A 16,933-nucleotide genomic window follows, 5' to 3' on the forward strand; every position below is an offset into this window, starting at 1 on the left:
TAGCTGATGAATTACAACATATGGGTGTCCAATTATCTTAATCATCTTTTGGCTGTCCCATGATTTGTCTTTGATTTGTCTTTGATTTGTCTTTGATTTGTCTGCCCATGATTTGTCTATGATTTCCTGATTAACCATATTTAAAGCTTAAAGTTACTGGTGGTAAACGTACTAAAATATATGGCTGTCCAAGCTTCTTTATCAGCGAATGCTAAACATAATCAACGTAGAGATATTAAAACCATTCAAGATCAAATATTAACTGAGTTTGGGGTTGAGATTGAATCGATAGTTAATCAAAAGTATTTGAAATGTTTATTTGAATTAAGATCTTATGCTCGTAATGAAACAAAAGAATTAAAATCGCCAATAATGCGATTATTTCAAATTGAAGAGTATTTATTAAAACATATAGAGCGATTAGAGCGTTAAAAATTGTATAATAAAAATGATATTTAAATAAATTGTTGAAATAACCTCAGGCTATTTCAACAATTAATATTAGTGGTGAATTATTTCACATGTTAATCAATAACGACTAAACAGTTAGGTAATTCATTTTTTTCTTCCGTGTACGGTAGGGCGTTAGTTAATAATTTACCAGATTGCTGTAAACACTGAATAAAGCCTTCAAACGTTTTTCCTGCTTTAACATCTTTGGTGAAATCTCGGACTATGCTTTGCCATGCTTCATCACTGATACAATCATTAATGCCATAATCTGTTAAAATTTCAACATAATGCTCAGCTTCGCAAACAAAGATCATTACCCCTAAATGCTGTTTAGTACGATGAACACCATTGGCTAAAAACTGCTCACGAGCAACCAGACTTGCACGGCGATGTTTAACTACTTTTGGTAATAAACAGTACTTAATGGCTGGAATACGAAAGATCAATGTTAGAACAACAAAAGCAGCTAATTGCACTAATAGAATATCCGTTAGCTCTAACCATAATGGAGTAATGATTAACAGTGCAGGAACAAATAGCGCAATAATGGCAGCCCACAAGGTTGGAACAAAGTAATAGTCATCCGCTTTTGTTGCCATCACGGTAATTAATTCAGCATCGGTGGTTTTTTCCATATCACTGATGGTTTGGCTAATTGTTTGTAGTTGTTCATTTGTAAATAATTTCATTACCATCCTCCTGATGCACCGCCGCCGCCGAAGCCACCGCCGCCACCACTAAAACCACCACCGCTGCCGCCACTACCTCCTCCGAAACCACCGTCAAAGCCACTAGAGCCGCCACGGTGTGATCCAAAACCACCACTGGTGAAGACATCACCATCGCGGCCATAATAGGTTGAACGGTTGCGACGACGACGGCTAAAGGCAACAATTTGAATGATCACTACAAATAAAATAAACAAATAGAAATCGTAGGGTGGTTTATCTTCTGTCACAACAGGTTTGTATTCACCATGGATAGCAGCAATGATAGCTGTTACACCATTATCGATTCCCGTTGCAAACTTACCGGCTTTAAAAGCGGGTTTAATGTGATTATTTATAATATTAATCGCAATCGCATCAGGTAATGCACCCTCTAAACCATAACCGACTTCTATACGCATTTTTTTGTCATTTTTAGCGATAATTAATAATACGCCATTGTCATGTTGTTTCTGTCCAATTCCCCAAGTACGACCGAGTTGATAGCCATAATCGGCAATTGGAATGCCATTAGTTGACGGTACGGTTACTACCACCACTTGGTTGGACGATGATTTTTCTTCTGCGGCAAGCGTTTGCTCAAGTTGCTGAGTTTGAGCTTCATTTAGCATATGAGCGTCGTCGACCACTCTCCCTGTTAATTCAGGGAAAGTGATTGCAGCCAATGCACTTTGGCTGATGAACAACAAAAGCCCACAGATAAGTAGGACTTTTTTCATTTAGAATTCAACCTTAGGCGCAACATCAGCGTTAGGTGTTGTTGCTGTAAAGTTAGGTTTGATTTTTAGATCGCTATACATTGCCCAGTGCCATAAACGGCCAGGGAAAGTACGAATTTCAGTATTAAAAGCTTTTACTGCATTGATGTAATCGCGACGCGCAACAGCGATACGATTTTCTGTGCCTTCTAGCTGTGCTTGAAGTGCGATAAATTGTTGGTTAGCTTTTAGATCTGGATAGCGTTCTGATACAACCATCAATCGAGATAACGCACTGCTTAATTGACCTTGAGCGGCTTCAAATTTTTTAAAGGCTTCTGGGTTATTTAATGTTTCAGGCGTGACTTGCATCGATGAAACTTTTGATCTTGCTTCTGTCACTGCCGTCAACGTGTCTTTTTCGTGAGCAGCATAACCTTTAACCGTTGCGACTAAATTGGGGATTAAATCTGCACGACGTTGATAATTATTCTGTACTTGGGCCCAATCAGCATTGGCTTGTTCATCGAGAGTAGGGATGGTATTGATACCACAACCTGTTAATTGAGTAAGCAGTAATGCGATAAATAGATATTTGATTGATTTGAGATACTTCACCATAAGATTCCTTTTTTTATGCTTTCAAGTGATTATTATTACTCAAGTAAAGCATACATTGCACCATTGTTGGTAAATGATCACTGATAATTGTGACTAACTGATGGCAAATAGTCTTTTTTTTGTACAATGTTCGTTGGAGTAAGGAAATGGTGGGAATGTTCACATACCTTGTAAGAATGCGAGGTTTATCAACAATAACCCATGCTAATTATTAACTTCGCATGGGTATTGTGATGGAGGATAACTTAATGGTTAATCGTGAATAAGACGTACAATTAACGCCCCTGCGTCACGCAAAGCATCAGTATTGTGGCTTAATACAATGCCATCACGAGGAGCGGTATAACGTTTAATTTCATTACCAAACAGGTCATATTGTGTTGCGATAATATCGCCCTTACTTACAGGTGCTAGCATCTCAACATTTGCGAGTGTTAGCCCACCGATATCAGCGCGAATAGATGTCACGTTATCCGCTTCTATCGCACAAGGCGTCAAGGTCGCTGTTGTTAAATGGTGTTGGTTTTTAATAATTTGCATAACCCCTATAACAGCACGATTAATTAACGTTGGTTGAGTAATCTTACCACTACCCACTTCAATGGTGATCGCGCTAACGCCATGTTGATTCCAAACAGTTTCTAATACTCCCTGATCGCCAGGATCATTTAAGATCGCATCTGGTGTCATTAATCGTGCCATCGCCAGCGCTGATTCAATCCGGAAATCAGCAAACACATACAATGGGTAACAGGTTCCCGTAGTTTGAGTATGAAGATCTATCGCAATGTCGGCATTGGGTAATAATAAATATTGCCACAATTGAGCAAGGTAACGTTCAGCGGCATTACCTTGATTGTTACCGGGGAAATAGCGATTAAGATTCACAGTAGATAAATCTTGATCCGCGCCATGAAAATCACGATGGTGGTGAACAATACCCGATAGATTAATCGCTGGAACAATAATCACGCTGCCACAAATGTCAGTATGTTGTAGCTGACGGGCCAGTTGTTGCGCGGTTAAAATGCCATTGAGTTCATCACCATGAATGCCTGCGGTGATCATTACTTTCTTGCCCGCTTGCTTGCCTTTAAATACCCATACGGGTAAATGTTGATCTTGATTTAAGGCGTTAGTCGCAACGCTGAACCAAAACTGATGCTGACCAATGGCGAGATCGTCCACATTTAATGCTGAAATCACCGCAATATTATTAATAATGTCACCCGTGAGTTGGGTCGTGCTTGTCGTTGTCATGTGATTAATTAAATCCAGCTAAGTGAGCACAAACAACCGTCACACTTGAAGTAACGAACAATAGCAACATAAAGCGCCAGCTAAAACGGATCCAATCACCCCAATCAATACGACATACCCCTAATGTTCCCATTAATGACGCTGATGTTGGTACCACGATATTGGTAAAACCATCACCTAATTGGAATGCCAGCACTGTTACTTGACGAGAAACGCCCGCAATGTCGCCTAAAGGTGCCAGTAATGGCATGGTGAGTGCGGCTTGGCCTGATCCTGATGTCACAAAGAAATTAAACACAGATTGAAAGAGGTACATGATCCAGACTGCCGCTACATCAGGAATGCCACTGATTGCACCGCCAGCACTGTTTAAAATACTATTAAGTACACTGGGTTCTTCAGCAGAACCATCACCTAGAATTAATAATACACCTTTGGCACAACCAACAAGTAGAGCCGGAGCAAGCATGACGCCAGCACCTTCTTTAAATGAGGTCGCAATATCATTTAGCGTCATATTATTAAGTTTAAAAATAATACCGATAATACCGGCAATAAAGCCCATAGTGAAAAATTGCGATGCGATTTCAGGAATATACCATGCGTGTGCAACGACACCCCATACAACCCAACCTGTTGTGACTGCAACGGTAATGATCACTAAGGTATAACCGATACTCCACTGTGATTGTTTAACCTCTGCCGTTTTATCACGTAAAAATTGATCAGTTTTAAAACTATAAGATAATTCGGGATTGCGTTTGATTTTCGCCGCATAACGCATGGTAAAGATAACACCCATTAAAGTGAAACCCACCCATAATGGAATGCGAACCGTCATACCTGAAAGTACAGGGATGCCTGCAATACCTTGAGCAATAGCAACTGAGAAAGGGTTCATCCATGATGATGCAAAACCGACTTGAGTGGCGACATAAGTGACCATGACCGTTGTAATGCCATCGTAACCAAGTCGTAACATGAGTGGTGCGATAATAATTGCAAAGGCAATCGCTTCTTCACCCATACCAAAGACAGCACCGCCCAATGAAAACAAGACAAAGAGAACGGGAATGAATAAAAAGTCATTGCCTTTTGTTTTATGAATGAGGGCTAAAATACCAGCATCGATGGCGCCAGTACGCATAACAACACCAAAAGCGCCACCAATAACCAGCATGAACATAATCACGCCAACAGCTGATCCCCATTTATCACCAGAAACTAAGCCTTCGAACATAAAGTTCATTAAGCCAATACCGCCGCCGGCACTAAAAAATCCAACCGTGTTATAGATTTTTTCACCATTAGCATCAATGGCATATTTAAAAGATGCTGGATCAATGACAGCACGTGTTTTTTCTACACCATCAGCAATAAAGCTCACTGCATGTTGAGTAAAACTGCCTGCCGGAATGAGATAAGTGAGAATAGTTGCTAATACGCCAACGATAAAAATGATGATTAATGTGTCAGGTATTTGCCATGATTTTTCAGTATCAGCTGTTTTAGGATGATCTATTGAATTGTGCAAAATATAATTCGCTATAAATTGATAAAGTATGCACAAAATATCAATTATTATGCGTTATTTATCAATTTGATCTTTTTTTTATAACGATAAAAAATATTGCGTTATATATATGTTGATGGAATATTTATTAGTAATAAGAATAATACAAGGTTTTAATAAAGAATTTTTTATAAGAATATGATTATTAGTTGGTTTTTTATTATAGATATCCTATTTTCTCCATTATATTTAACTATAAACAGCCTGTTTAATTTTGTAATCTCAGCGAAATATCACGATTGTTCATGAAAGTTGCAACATAATAAATACGAATTTGACGATATAAATAACAAGACGTCTTTGCTATGACTTTTTAGGCGCGGTATCGCGTTATTAATTTGACTTGAAAAAGAGATTTTAGAATGAAAAAAATATTAATGACAGGTTTTGAGCCTTTTGGTGGTGAGTCCATTAATCCTGCATTAGAAGCGGTAAAATTATTAGATGGTGTGGTTCTCAATAACGGCATAATTGTTGCTCACCAAGTGCCCGTGACTCGCTTTAAAGCAATTGAAGTCGTGATTGAGGCAATTAAATACCATCAACCTGATTATGTTATTACTGTGGGACAAGCAAGTGGACGTGCTGCAATCACTCCTGAACGTATTGCGATTAATATGGATGATTTTCGCATCGCAGATAATGATGGGAATCAACCTATCGATCAACCAATTATTATGAACGGGCCCAATGCTTATTTTTCTACATTACCCATTAAAGCGATCACTCAAGCCCTTCAGCAACAAGGGATACCGTGTCAGGTATCAAATACAGCCGGCACTTTTGTATGTAATCATTTATTTTATGGTGTTCAGCATTATCTACGTTATACCCAGATTAGTCATGGTTTTATTCATATTCCTCTGTTGCCACAGCAAGCAACATTTGGGGATCAGCCGAGTATGTCGTTAGATCTGATCGTTGCAGGGTTAAAAATAGCCGCACAAGCGGTCATTGATAATGCTTTTGACATACCATTAAGCGGTGGCTCTATTTGTTAATGAATTAACTATAGTGGTAGATCTTCCTCAATAACATCTGGATAACGTTTCTGAATCAGTGTAACTTTATTGAGTGAATGTAAAATAGCATCAATACAAAGAGGATCAAACAGTGTTCCTGAGCCATTGATTAAATACAGTTCAACATCTTCTATTGACCATGGTTGCTTATAAGGGCGGTGGCTTAATAGAGCATCAATAACATCAGCTACTGTAACGATACGCGCTTCTAATGGTATATCGGTGCCTTTTAGTTTATCTGGATAACCATTACCATCATAACGTTCATGATGATGACGAATAATATTAAGGATGGTATTGAGTTCTTGGTTATTATCGTACTTAAAGGTGGTTAAAATATTCGATAAAAGCTGGCAGCCTAGATCTGGGTGCTGATTCATGACCGCTCTTTCTTCATCGGTGTAAATCTCTGTTGAATATAAAATATCTTCAGGGATTAAAGATTTTCCTATGTCATGCATATCCGAGAAATGATAAACAGATTCAACAAAATCACCATTACATTTTCCTCTTCTAGCTAAGTAAAGCCCAATTAAACGGCTATATTCAGCAACTCTTTTTAGATGATTCTGGGTTTCAGGATCTTTATGATGACTTAATAACAAAACAGTTTTTACAATCGAATGAAACGCTTTTTTATTATTAAAATTATCAGTAATAAGCAACGTGATCAAAATTGAGAAGGTGGTGAAATAATTAACTTTTTCACTAAAAAAATCTTTTACTTTAGCATTGATAAATAACACACCAATAAAGGTATCATTAGTATAAATTGGACATGCCATACTTGAAATACAATTACTTTGTAATAATCGTAAATGAATTTTTTTCACAGATGATTGATGAGAAAGCATATTATCAATAATACTTGGTTCTAATGATGAACGCATTTTGTTTAAACGCGGTGATCGACTTATTGATGAAATAAAAGTTGGAAAATTATCACCATAGTCAGGGCTACGATAAACAGAATAAAGATTATCGTCTTCATCTATTCGCGTAACTGCGATCCCAATAATTTCAGGATAAAGATTTTTAACAGAAGCTGTAAATAGATTTAAGCGTTCATTAAGAGTATGTGTTGAATTTAAAAATGAATACATCAATAAGTCCCATTCATAACTATATGCATATTGGTTTATATTCGATCAAATATAGTATCTTGTATAGTTATTTATTGATTTTTAATTTTAGTGTTTTTTAAACGGTTATTAACAAATAAATGAATAACCAGATTAACAAGTGAATTAATATAAATTATTGCCATTTCATTATTGTTAAACTGATCATTTTTAAGTGTATAAAAAATAAAAAGCGGATCAAAAGATCCGCTTTAATAGTTGAATTCGTGTATTCATGGTTATTATTACTTTTCTATATAACTATCAATACTTGGGCAAGAACACACTAAATTGCGATCTCCAAATACGTTATCAACTCGATTAACACTTGGCCAGTATTTGGCATTTTTAGTATGCACAGATGGGAAGCAAGCAATTTCACGGCTATAACAATGTGTCCATTCAGCGGCTCGTAAATCAACTTGGCTGTGGGGTGCATTGACTAATGGGTTATCTTCCAAAGACCATGCTCCGGTTTGTACCTGATTAATCTCTTCGCGAATGGCAATCATCGCGTCACAAAAACGATCTAACTCGGTTAAATCTTCTGATTCTGTTGGTTCAACCATTAATGTGCCAGCAACAGGGAACGACATTGTTGGCGCATGAAAGCCGTAATCCATTAAGCGTTTAGCAATGTCTTCTTCTGATATACCAGAAGCGGCTTTAATCGGACGAATATCAATAATACATTCGTGGGCGACGCGACCTTGTGTTCCTCGATATAACACTGAGTAATATGGGCGTAAACGTTCCATCACATAGTTGGCATTTAAAATGGCTAACTCGGTCGCTTGTTTTAGTCCTGCTTCACCCATCATTGAAATATACGCGTATGAAATCGGAAGAATGGATGCTGAGCCTAGTGCTGCTGCCGATACCGCATATTGATTGTTCTGTGGCTGTTGGTTATCAATATGTCCGGGTAAGAATGGGCTAAGGTGAGATTTCACTCCGATAGGACCCACACCAGGGCCGCCTCCGCCATGTGGTATGCAGAAGGTTTTATGAAGGTTTAAGTGAGAAACATCTGAGCCAATAAATCCAGGACTGGTTAATCCCACTTGAGCGTTCATGTTAGCACCATCAAGATACACTTGACCGCCAGCGGCATGGACACGCTCACACACTTGCTGTACGCCTTCTTCATACACACCATGGGTTGAAGGATAGGTGATCATAATGCAGGATAAATTATCACGGTGCTGATCAATTTTTGTTTGTAAATCATTAAGGTCGATATTGCCTTGTTCATCACAAGCGACCACAACCACTTTCATTGACACCATTGCCGCAGAAGCAGGGTTGGTACCGTGGGCTGAGCTTGGAATTAAACACACATTACGGTGATTATCGCCATTTGCTTGGTGGTAACGCTGAATCGCAATTAGGCCTGCATATTCTCCCTGTGCGCCTGAGTTAGGTTGCAGTGATACGGCATCGTAACCTGTGATGCTACATAACATGGTTGATAGCTTTTGGGCTAATTCTTGATAACCCAATGTTTGAGAATCAGGAGCAAATGGGTGTAACTGACCAAATTCAGACCATGTAACAGGGATCATTTCAGCGGCAGCATTAAGTTTCATGGTGCAGCTACCGAGCGGGATCATGCCGTGGGTCAATGAATAATCTTTATTTTCAAGTTGCTTCATGTATCGCATCATGTTGGTTTCACTATGATAGCGATGAAAAACAGGGTGCGTTAGGTAATTACTTTGGCGTTGGCAGCGTGTTGGAATTGCAGCAAATTCGTCATCGGCAATTAGGCTACTGTAATGATCAATCGATAAGGCTTTGCCAGTTAATAACGTGAGTAACACTTCAATGTCATCGGCTGATGTGGTTTCATCAATACTAATGCCGAGTTTATGCTCATATTTACGAAGGTTAATACCGGCATCTAATGCTTGTTGATAGAGGTTATCTGTGTTCTCAGCGGTGAGTAAAGTCAGGGTATCAAAAAAGGTGTTATTTTCAATGATAAAGCCATTATCACGTAAACCTGCGGCTAATATAGCGGTAAGGTGATGTACCCGCCGTCCTATTTTTTTAAGGCCTTCAGGTCCATGATATAACGCATAAAAAGCCGCCATGTTGGCAAGTAAGGCTTGGGCAGTACAAATATTAGAGGTCGCTTTTTCACGGCGAATATGTTGTTCACGGGTTTGCATTGCCATTCGAAGTGCACGGTTACCTTTGGCATCTTTAGATACCCCAATCACACGGCCTGGCATAGTGCGTTTGTACTGATCTTTGGTTGCCATAAAGCCAGCATGTGGTCCACCAAACCCCATTGGAACACCAAAACGTTGTGCGCTGCCAATCACCACATCGGCACCCATTTCACTGGGTGGGGTTAATAGCGTTAATGCAAGTAAATCACTGGCAACGGTAATTAAGGTTTTGTTGTTATGTGCGGTGGCAATAATATCGGTTAAATCATCAATTTGACCGTTGGTGGCGGGGTATTGTAATAAACCACCAAAGACATTGTGATCATTTAATTGTTGAGGTTCGCCAATAATGATTTCTACCCCAATAAAGTGCGCCCGTGTTTTAACAACATCAATAGTTTGCGGATGAACATTAGCGGCAATGAAAAATTGCGTGCTTTTACTTTTACCAGCACGAAGGCACAGTGTCATTGCTTCTGCGGCGGCGGTTGCTTCATCAAGTAGTGAAGCATTCGCCAGATCCATGCCCGTCATATCCATGACTAATTGCTGAAAATTAAGCAATGACTCTAAGCGGCCTTGTGAAATTTCAGGTTGATAAGGAGTATAAGCGGTGTACCAACCTGGATTTTCTAGAATATTGCGTAAAATTACATTTGGCGTATGGGTATTATAATATCCCTGTCCAATATAGCTTTTATTAACAATGTTTTTAGCCGCAATTTGCTTGAGTGATGCAAGCATATTCGCTTCGCTTTGAGCGGGTGGTAATGTTAATGGCTGGGGTAATGCAATGGCCACTGGCAGAGTTTGCTGAATGAGCTGTTCTATACTAGATGCGCCAATTGTCGCTAACATTTGCTGTTGTTGCGATAAGTTTGGACCATTATGGCGCTGAGCAAAATGAGTATCATCACTGAGAGCATTGAGCAGTGTGGTAGAAGTCATCTTTCTTTCCTTGATGTTAGTCTTCAGCAATGGAAGCAAGGTAAGTATCGCTGTCTATTAACTCGCTAAGTTGCGATAGATCGTCTACTTTAATTTTAGCAATCCAACCTTCACCATACGGGTCGTCATTAATCAGTTCAGGGCTATCATCAAGTGAGCTATTGGTTTCAATGATTTGACCACTCACTGGCGCATAAATATCAGATGCAGCTTTAACTGACTCGACTAATGAAAAAGTAGAACCAGCATCTGCGGCATCACCAATATCGGGTAAATCAACAAAAACGACATCGCCTAACAATTTCTGGGCATGATCTGAAATGCCCATTGTAATTGTGCCGTCACCATTATCACGTACCCATTCATGGCTAGTTGTAAATTTTAATGTCGTTTCCATGTATATACTCCTTACGTGGAATGTTTTATGAGCAAGACAGTTAATTTATCGTCTTATTGTTCGTTTAAGAATCTGCAATGTTAATTTATTGATATGAATACTACGTATTCGTTTGCGTATTGTCATGCCTATTTAACAATATTGCGGATTCGATCAAGATCTCTACCATTAGTTTTTCTGTTCTGGTGGTGTTTTTGGTAGGGTGAAATAATCATTGTTTAACTGCTGTTGCTTATTGGGAGTCAATCATTATGTCTCAACCTTTATTACGTACTCCGCTGCATGATCTACATGTCAATATGGGGGCGAAAATGGTGCCATTTGCTGGGTATGAAATGCCAGTACAATATGCATTAGGCGTTAAAAAAGAGCATTTACATTGTCGTGCAGAGGCCGGATTGTTTGATGTTTCTCATATGGGGCAGTTACGGTTACGTGGTAAAAATGCAGCTAAAATGCTCGAAATGTTAGTGCCTGTTGATATTGTCGATTTACCTGAAGGAAAGCAGCGTTATGCTTTTTTTACCAATGAAGCAGGGGGCATTGAAGATGACTTGATGGTAACGAATTTTGGCGATCATTTATTCATTGTGGTCAATGCAGCCTGCAAAACAGAAGATATCGCACACTTACAGGCACATTTATTAGCTGATGTAGAACTTGAAGTTATACACGATCGAGCACTGCTGGCATTACAAGGGCCAAAAGCGGTGGATGTTTTAGCAACATTAGCACCTCAAGTACGTGACATGGTATTTATGGATGCTGTGCGTATACCGTTATTAGGTCAAGAATGCTATATCAGCCGTTCAGGTTATACGGGTGAAGATGGTTTTGAAATTTCAGTGTCCACCTCACATGCAACCAGGTTAGCAGCCACATTACTTGAAGATAAACACGTTGAATGGATTGGACTCGGTGCTCGCGATTCACTGCGTTTAGAATGTGGATTGTGTTTATATGGTCATGATCTTGATAAAACGACCACGCCAATAGAAGCCAGTTTATTGTGGGGGATCAGCAAAGTACGCCGTACAGAAGGTGAACGCGCTGGTGGGTTTATTGGCGCTGATGTTATTCTTTCCCAAATTGAAATAAAAGCTGTAGATCGTAAGCGAATAGGGTTGATTGGCCAAACGAAAGCACCAGTACGAGAAGGAAGTCTATTATTTAATGCCGATGGTGAGCAGGTCGGGGTTGTGACCAGTGGTAGTTTTGGCCCTTCAGTATCTATTCCTGTTGCGATGGCGTATGTAACACCGCATTATAGTGCTATTGATACAGTATTATTTGCCGAAGTACGTGGAAAAAGATTGCCGATGACGGTAGCAAAAATGCCCTTTGTTGCTCAACGTTATTTTCGAGGTAAATAAGGTTTATGATTAATAAGAATAAGAGTTGAGAAAACGTCTTATTGAGGCGTATTAGGTACGCCTCATTATTGAGCTAAGCAACATTTATAATATTTTTTATACTTTATAAGTATTGTTAATATCTTTATAGACAGATCTAAACATTAATTGAAAACCTTCTTTTGTCAGTTCCTTTGCTTCAATTTTTGCAGCTGTTAATCGTCGGTAACATTCTGCTAATGCCTTAATAAACACATCTTTTTCTTTTGGAGTTAGGTGCTGGATATCCATCTTTCAAATCTTCTTTTAAGGGTATTGCGCTCTATATCTGAAATAAATTTTTGATAGTTGGATATAGAATTAAGTCATAGTATTTTATTGCTTAGTAACTGTAATAATATGAACTTCACGGAGTATATGCTATTTAGATTTGTTCTGATAGAGGCTGATTTCAACAATATTAGAGAATGAATTGTTAATAATTTTAATTTATTATTTAGTTTGATAGGTGTCTTTTTAAATACAATGTCTCACTTATTGTTACAATTAATAAAAATAAGAAAGACATTGTAGTGGATTTGTTTAACGCTGTTATATTCGTCTAATCTGCTAGTTATTACTGCATAAAAAAGTGTACATAAATTCAGTTATTTTAGTCATGTCATCAATAGTAATAAATTCTTCAGTTGTATGAACTTTACTCATTCCCGTCGATAGATTGACTGTTTTTAAGCCTTTGCCATTAAATACGTTAGCATCACTACCACCACCGGTTGACTTTGTGAATGGAGTTAGACCGTTTGATTTAAATGCCGCCATAATACTTTGTACGTGCGGGTCATTATCTTCAATGTGATAAGCGTTGTAAGAACGACTTGATTCAATATTGATTTGAGCACCATGCTTGGTCGCAGCGTGTTCAAATGTCTCAATCATGTGTGCTGTTTGGTGTTCAAGCTTAGTATCATTTAAAGAACGTGCTTCTGCAGCAAGGAACAGTGAAGGCATTACAATATTGGTTACTTGTCCACCTTGAACGACACCAATGTTAGCTGTTGTTTCTTCATCAATACGTGATAAGCGCATATTAGTAATAGCATCTGCAGCAACGGTAAGTGCATTAATGCCTTCTTCTGGCGCTAAACCAGCATGAGCGGGTTTACCTGTAATAGTGATTTTTAAGCTCTGCTGACCTGGAGCTGTCGTAACAATGGCACCAATAGCGCCGCCTGAATCTAAAACAATCGCTTTATTAGCCGTAATATAGCTCATATCAAATAGTTTTGAGCCTTGCAGACCACCTTCTTCATGCACAGTGAAAGCCAGTTCAATGGTTTTATGATCACGGTTATCAGCTTGAATGCAACGTACCGCTTCCATTATTGCTGCAATGCCTGACTTATCATCACCACCGAGAATGGTGTTGCCTTTTGAGCGAATAACGCCATTCTCAATAATCGGTTCAATATCATTACCTGGATTTACCGTATCCATATGACAACTAAGCGCAATAGTGTCGTTAATGCTGCCATCTAAACGCGCATAGATATTAAAGCCATTAGAGATTGCTTCTGGTACGGGAAGGCGATGAACACTGAAACCTAATTCACCTAATTGTTCTGCCAGTGTTTCGGCAATAGCTTTCTCATTACGTGATTCGCTATTGATTTTTATCAGTTCAATGAAATGGTTAATAAGGCGTTGCTGATTGATTGTAGACATAATTTAGCTTCAAGTGGACATTAGATGTTATGACTGTAAACGTAAACTGGCGATTATGGCTTGGGGCTAAATCAAATTTAATGGGAATTTATTAATAACAATATCAAATTATGTTAGCGGTATCTTGTTTTAAGGGAAGGATTTAGGTGTGAGGTGTGAGGTGTGAGGTGTGAGGTGCGAGGTGCGAGGGAGCGCAAAAGAGGTGAGTGGATACGGAATGATACAATGGACTTGTTATTAGCAATAAAAAACCACCGCTATTATTAGTAACGGTGGTTTTTGGTACTATCTACAAGCGAGATAGCAAAGATCTGTTAAGGATTAACCCCAAACGATCAGGCTGTAGTTCTTCTTACCACGACGGATAAGTGTGTAACGACCAAACAGTTTGTCAGCATCGTTAAACTTATAGTAAGCATCACTTACTTTCTCACCATTAACCATGATAGCGTTTGACTCGATGTGAGTTTTAGCTTGGCTACGAGATGTTGCAAGTTCAGCGTTAACAAGTACTTGTTGAAGATCATCTTCATTAGATGCTTGTGCAGTTGGCATGCCATCTTGCGCTAGTTGTGCAAAATCAGACTCTGATAAGTGCTCAAGGTCATTTTCAAATAGGCAGCGGGTGATGTTTTGTGCTGCTTCTAATTGTGCTTGACCGTGTACAAGTGCTGTTGCTTTTTCTGCAAGAATACGTTGTGCTTGAGGTGCTTTGCCGCTATTACGGTCATCTTCTTCGATCTGTTGAATTTCTTCTTCAGAAAGGAAAGTAAAGAAACGTAAGAAACGGTATACGTCAGCATCAGCAGTGTTCATCCAGAATTGGTAGAACTTGTATGGGCTAGTTTTGCTTGGGTCTAACCAAACAGCGCCGCCTTCAGTTTTACCAAACTTAGTACCATCAGACTTAGTGATTAGCGGTACAGTCATACCGAATACTTGCTGCTGGTTCATACGACGAGTTAGGTCGATACCTGCTGTGATGTTACCCCATTGGTCAGAACCACCAATTTGAAGTTCCATACCCATGTCTTTGTTCATACTTGCAAAGTCGTAAGACTGTAGCAAGCTGTAAGCGAACTCAGTAAAAGAGATACCTACTTCATCACGGTTAATACGTTGTTTAACAGATTCTTTACTGATCATTTGGTTAACAGAGAAGTGTTTACCAATATCACGTAAGAATGTTAGTACATCCATATTACCGAACCAGTCATGGTTGTTCACCATACGAGCAGGGTTCGTTGCGTTGTCAAAATCTAGGAAAGGAGAAACTTGACGTTGGATTTTAGTCACCCAATCAGCAACAATATCTAAAGTGTTAAGTGAACGCTCAGTCGCTTTGAAGCTTGGATCACCAATCATACCGGTAGCGCCGCCAACCAAGGCTACTGGATTATGACCCGCTTCTTGGAAGCGCTTAAGGCAAAGTAGAGGTACCAGATGACCTAGGTGCAAACTATCTGCCGTTGGATCAAAGCCGCAATATAATGTAATCGGACCTTTTGCTAAACGTTCGCTTAAAGCTTCTTCATCCGTAATTTGAGCGATCAGACCGCGATCTTTAAGCTCCTGAATTAAATTCAAATGATTCATGTGTTCTCCAATAATCATTTTATTTACGTTTAATTAAAAATAGGTACGGCATTATTCAATGTCAGTATCTGGTTTATTATGACTTGTAGACCAATAAATCCTACAACAAACAACGCCATATTATTTGTTGCTACATTATATTCAATTTGATGTTGTTTACCACGAAGTTTTCTAAGGGCAAGCACAGGAAAAAGAATTGCTAGGATTGTTAAGAAAATTGCTGCGGCACCTAAAGCTGGGACAAAGCCATTAGGATACACAAGAGTGAAAACCAAGGGTGGCAAGTAGCAAAGTACAGCAGTCATTAATCTGTCTGTTGTATTATTACCACGTTTGAAGGTACTTGCCAATGAATCAAATAACCCTAATGAAACACATAGATAGGAAGTGAACATCGCGATGGACGAGAATGCACCAATTAGGTAAATAATGTTGTTATTTTGAATAAATATTTGCATTTGTTGAAGCATTACACCAACACTTGAACCGTGTTGTGCAACATATTGAAAACTATGGTTACCAAATCGAGGTAATGAACCTAGCATGCTGATTTCCCATATAATATAAACAATCAATGGGATTAAACCACCCGCAACAAAAATATTACGTAATGTTTTTGGTTTATCACGACCAATATATTTCACCATGCTGGGCACACTGCCATGAAAACCAAAAGCAGTAATAAAGACAGGAATAGCGGCAAAAGCATATTTAACTGAATCGTGGTGACTGACTAAAAAGTGACCATGAAGATAAGGAATTATCGTAATAACAAGAATAAAGAAAATAACAATATTACTGGTAAATAAGACACGATTAGCAATATCTACCGCTTTAGTACTAATAAATACAATAGTTGCAATGATTAAAGTAAATATAATTGCGATAGTATGAGAAGGTAGAGTTATATTAAAATAATCACTGAAATCATTTTTATATATAGAAGAGGCACCCGCAATATAAGCACAAGATAATGCATAAAGTAATAATAATAGCGATATGTTAATCACCCATTTGCCTGATTTTCCAAATAAATCATAGGCAATTGCTTCAAGTCCAGTTCCTTCTGGGTAGTTAAGACAGATCTCTAATAACATTAGCCCTGTATAGGTCATGGTAGCCCATAAAAAAGCCAATAATAAAATGGTATTATAAATGCCCAACCCAGCAGAAATTAAGGGTAAAGCAAGCATTCCTGCGCCAAGCATTGTTCCGGAAATAAGCAGTGTCGCGCCAATAGATTTTACATTCATGACGTTTCTCCT

The 16,933-nt window shown here is 38.7% G+C and carries 15 protein-coding genes; 3 read left to right on the plus strand and 12 right to left on the minus strand.

Going from position 1 to position 16,933, the window contains the following annotated elements; genetic code table 11:
• The first annotated feature begins 180 nt into the window (after positions 1-180).
• Positions 181-432 carry a hypothetical protein gene (locus CZ809_RS01950; RefSeq protein ID WP_080155758.1) on the plus strand — a complete coding sequence of 84 codons (252 nt, stop codon included), beginning with the start codon at positions 181-183 and terminating at the stop codon, positions 430-432.
• Between the two features lie 92 nt (positions 433-524).
• Here the strand turns inward: CZ809_RS01950 and CZ809_RS01955 are convergent, their stop codons facing one another.
• From CZ809_RS01955 to yfcC, 5 genes are all read right to left on the minus strand, one after another.
• Complete coding sequence (locus tag CZ809_RS01955; RefSeq protein WP_045037716.1) at positions 525-1,142, minus strand: TPM domain-containing protein; 618 nt, start codon at positions 1,140-1,142, stop codon at positions 525-527.
• A complete protein-coding gene (locus CZ809_RS01960; protein ID WP_080155759.1) occupies positions 1,142-1,900 on the minus strand; it encodes a TPM domain-containing protein in 759 nt (252 codons plus the stop codon). The genes CZ809_RS01955 and CZ809_RS01960 overlap by 1 nt, the downstream gene beginning before the upstream one ends.
• The gene (locus tag CZ809_RS01965) at positions 1,901-2,500 is read right to left on the minus strand and encodes a LemA family protein (RefSeq protein ID WP_080155760.1); all 600 of its coding nucleotides are present in this window, start codon (positions 2,498-2,500) and stop codon (positions 1,901-1,903) included.
• Between the two features lie 252 nt (positions 2,501-2,752).
• On the minus strand, positions 2,753-3,760 hold the full coding sequence (locus CZ809_RS01970) for a succinylglutamate desuccinylase/aspartoacylase family protein (RefSeq protein ID WP_080155761.1): 1,008 nt from the start codon (positions 3,758-3,760) through the stop codon (positions 2,753-2,755).
• Positions 3,761-3,764: 4 nt separating this feature from the next.
• Positions 3,765-5,240: a putative basic amino acid antiporter YfcC gene (gene yfcC / locus CZ809_RS01975; RefSeq protein WP_210434270.1), complete on the minus strand. Its 1,476-nt coding sequence runs from the start codon at positions 5,238-5,240 to the stop codon at positions 3,765-3,767.
• A 455-nt stretch (positions 5,241-5,695) separates the two neighbouring features.
• Between yfcC and pcp the strand changes: the two genes are divergently transcribed.
• Positions 5,696-6,334, plus strand: a complete 639-nt coding sequence (gene pcp, locus CZ809_RS01980) for a pyroglutamyl-peptidase I (RefSeq protein WP_080155762.1) — start codon at positions 5,696-5,698, stop codon at positions 6,332-6,334.
• Between the two features lie 8 nt (positions 6,335-6,342).
• On the opposite strand, the gene CZ809_RS01985 is transcribed toward pcp, so the two are convergent.
• From CZ809_RS01985 to gcvH, 3 genes are all read right to left on the minus strand, one after another.
• Positions 6,343-7,458, minus strand: a complete 1,116-nt coding sequence (locus tag CZ809_RS01985) for an HD-GYP domain-containing protein (protein ID WP_080155763.1) — start codon at positions 7,456-7,458, stop codon at positions 6,343-6,345.
• 263 nt (positions 7,459-7,721) lie between these two features.
• Positions 7,722-10,601, minus strand: a complete 2,880-nt coding sequence (gcvP, locus tag CZ809_RS01990) for an aminomethyl-transferring glycine dehydrogenase (RefSeq protein WP_080155764.1) — start codon at positions 10,599-10,601, stop codon at positions 7,722-7,724.
• Between the two features lie 16 nt (positions 10,602-10,617).
• Positions 10,618-10,998 (minus strand): glycine cleavage system protein GcvH, encoded by a 381-nt coding sequence (gcvH, locus tag CZ809_RS01995; protein WP_080155765.1) that lies wholly within the window; start codon positions 10,996-10,998, stop codon positions 10,618-10,620.
• Positions 10,999-11,249: 251 nt separating this feature from the next.
• Between gcvH and gcvT the strand changes: the two genes are divergently transcribed.
• Positions 11,250-12,371, plus strand: a complete 1,122-nt coding sequence (gene gcvT / locus CZ809_RS02000; protein WP_080155766.1) for a glycine cleavage system aminomethyltransferase GcvT — start codon at positions 11,250-11,252, stop codon at positions 12,369-12,371.
• A 96-nt stretch (positions 12,372-12,467) separates the two neighbouring features.
• Here gcvT and CZ809_RS21235 read toward each other — a convergent pair whose 3' ends face one another.
• From CZ809_RS21235 to CZ809_RS02015, 4 genes are all read right to left on the minus strand, one after another.
• Positions 12,468-12,641, minus strand: a complete 174-nt coding sequence (locus CZ809_RS21235; RefSeq protein WP_162841588.1) for a hypothetical protein — start codon at positions 12,639-12,641, stop codon at positions 12,468-12,470.
• A gap of 318 nt (positions 12,642-12,959) precedes the next feature.
• Positions 12,960-14,072, minus strand: a complete 1,113-nt coding sequence (locus tag CZ809_RS02005) for a M20/M25/M40 family metallo-hydrolase (RefSeq protein ID WP_080155767.1) — start codon at positions 14,070-14,072, stop codon at positions 12,960-12,962.
• Positions 14,073-14,393: 321 nt separating this feature from the next.
• Positions 14,394-15,668 carry a tyrosine--tRNA ligase gene (gene tyrS / locus CZ809_RS02010; RefSeq protein ID WP_080155768.1) on the minus strand — a complete coding sequence of 425 codons (1,275 nt, stop codon included), beginning with the start codon at positions 15,666-15,668 and terminating at the stop codon, positions 14,394-14,396.
• Positions 15,669-15,697: 29 nt separating this feature from the next.
• Positions 15,698-16,921, minus strand: coding sequence for an amino acid permease (locus CZ809_RS02015; RefSeq protein WP_080155769.1), 1,224 nt, complete (start codon positions 16,919-16,921; stop codon positions 15,698-15,700).
• Positions 16,922-16,933 lie beyond the last annotated feature (12 nt).

It is taken from the genome of Photobacterium piscicola, assembly GCF_900166965.1.
In the GTDB taxonomy this organism is placed as follows: Bacteria; Pseudomonadota; Gammaproteobacteria; order Enterobacterales; family Vibrionaceae; genus Photobacterium; species Photobacterium piscicola.

Excerpts from the sequence above, each read along its gene's own strand:
- CZ809_RS01950 (WP_080155758.1), top strand. The coding sequence starts at position 181 with ATGGCTGTCCAAGCTTCTTTATCAGCGAATGCTAAACATAATCAACGT.
- CZ809_RS01955 (WP_045037716.1), bottom strand. The coding sequence starts at position 1,142 with ATGAAATTATTTACAAATGAACAACTACAAACAATTAGCCAAACCATC.
- CZ809_RS01960 (WP_080155759.1), bottom strand. The coding sequence starts at position 1,900 with ATGAAAAAAGTCCTACTTATCTGTGGGCTTTTGTTGTTCATCAGCCAA.
- CZ809_RS01965 (WP_080155760.1), bottom strand. The coding sequence starts at position 2,500 with ATGGTGAAGTATCTCAAATCAATCAAATATCTATTTATCGCATTACTG.
- CZ809_RS01970 (WP_080155761.1), bottom strand. The coding sequence starts at position 3,760 with ATGACAACGACAAGCACGACCCAACTCACGGGTGACATTATTAATAAT.
- pcp (WP_080155762.1), top strand. The coding sequence starts at position 5,696 with ATGAAAAAAATATTAATGACAGGTTTTGAGCCTTTTGGTGGTGAGTCC.
- CZ809_RS01985 (WP_080155763.1), bottom strand. The coding sequence starts at position 7,458 with ATGTATTCATTTTTAAATTCAACACATACTCTTAATGAACGCTTAAAT.
- gcvP (WP_080155764.1), bottom strand. The coding sequence starts at position 10,601 with ATGACTTCTACCACACTGCTCAATGCTCTCAGTGATGATACTCATTTT.
- gcvH (WP_080155765.1), bottom strand. The coding sequence starts at position 10,998 with ATGGAAACGACATTAAAATTTACAACTAGCCATGAATGGGTACGTGAT.
- gcvT (WP_080155766.1), top strand. The coding sequence starts at position 11,250 with ATGTCTCAACCTTTATTACGTACTCCGCTGCATGATCTACATGTCAAT.
- CZ809_RS21235 (WP_162841588.1), bottom strand. The coding sequence starts at position 12,641 with ATGGATATCCAGCACCTAACTCCAAAAGAAAAAGATGTGTTTATTAAG.
- CZ809_RS02005 (WP_080155767.1), bottom strand. The coding sequence starts at position 14,072 with ATGTCTACAATCAATCAGCAACGCCTTATTAACCATTTCATTGAACTG.
- tyrS (WP_080155768.1), bottom strand. The coding sequence starts at position 15,668 with ATGAATCATTTGAATTTAATTCAGGAGCTTAAAGATCGCGGTCTGATC.
- CZ809_RS02015 (WP_080155769.1), bottom strand. The coding sequence starts at position 16,921 with ATGAATGTAAAATCTATTGGCGCGACACTGCTTATTTCCGGAACAATG.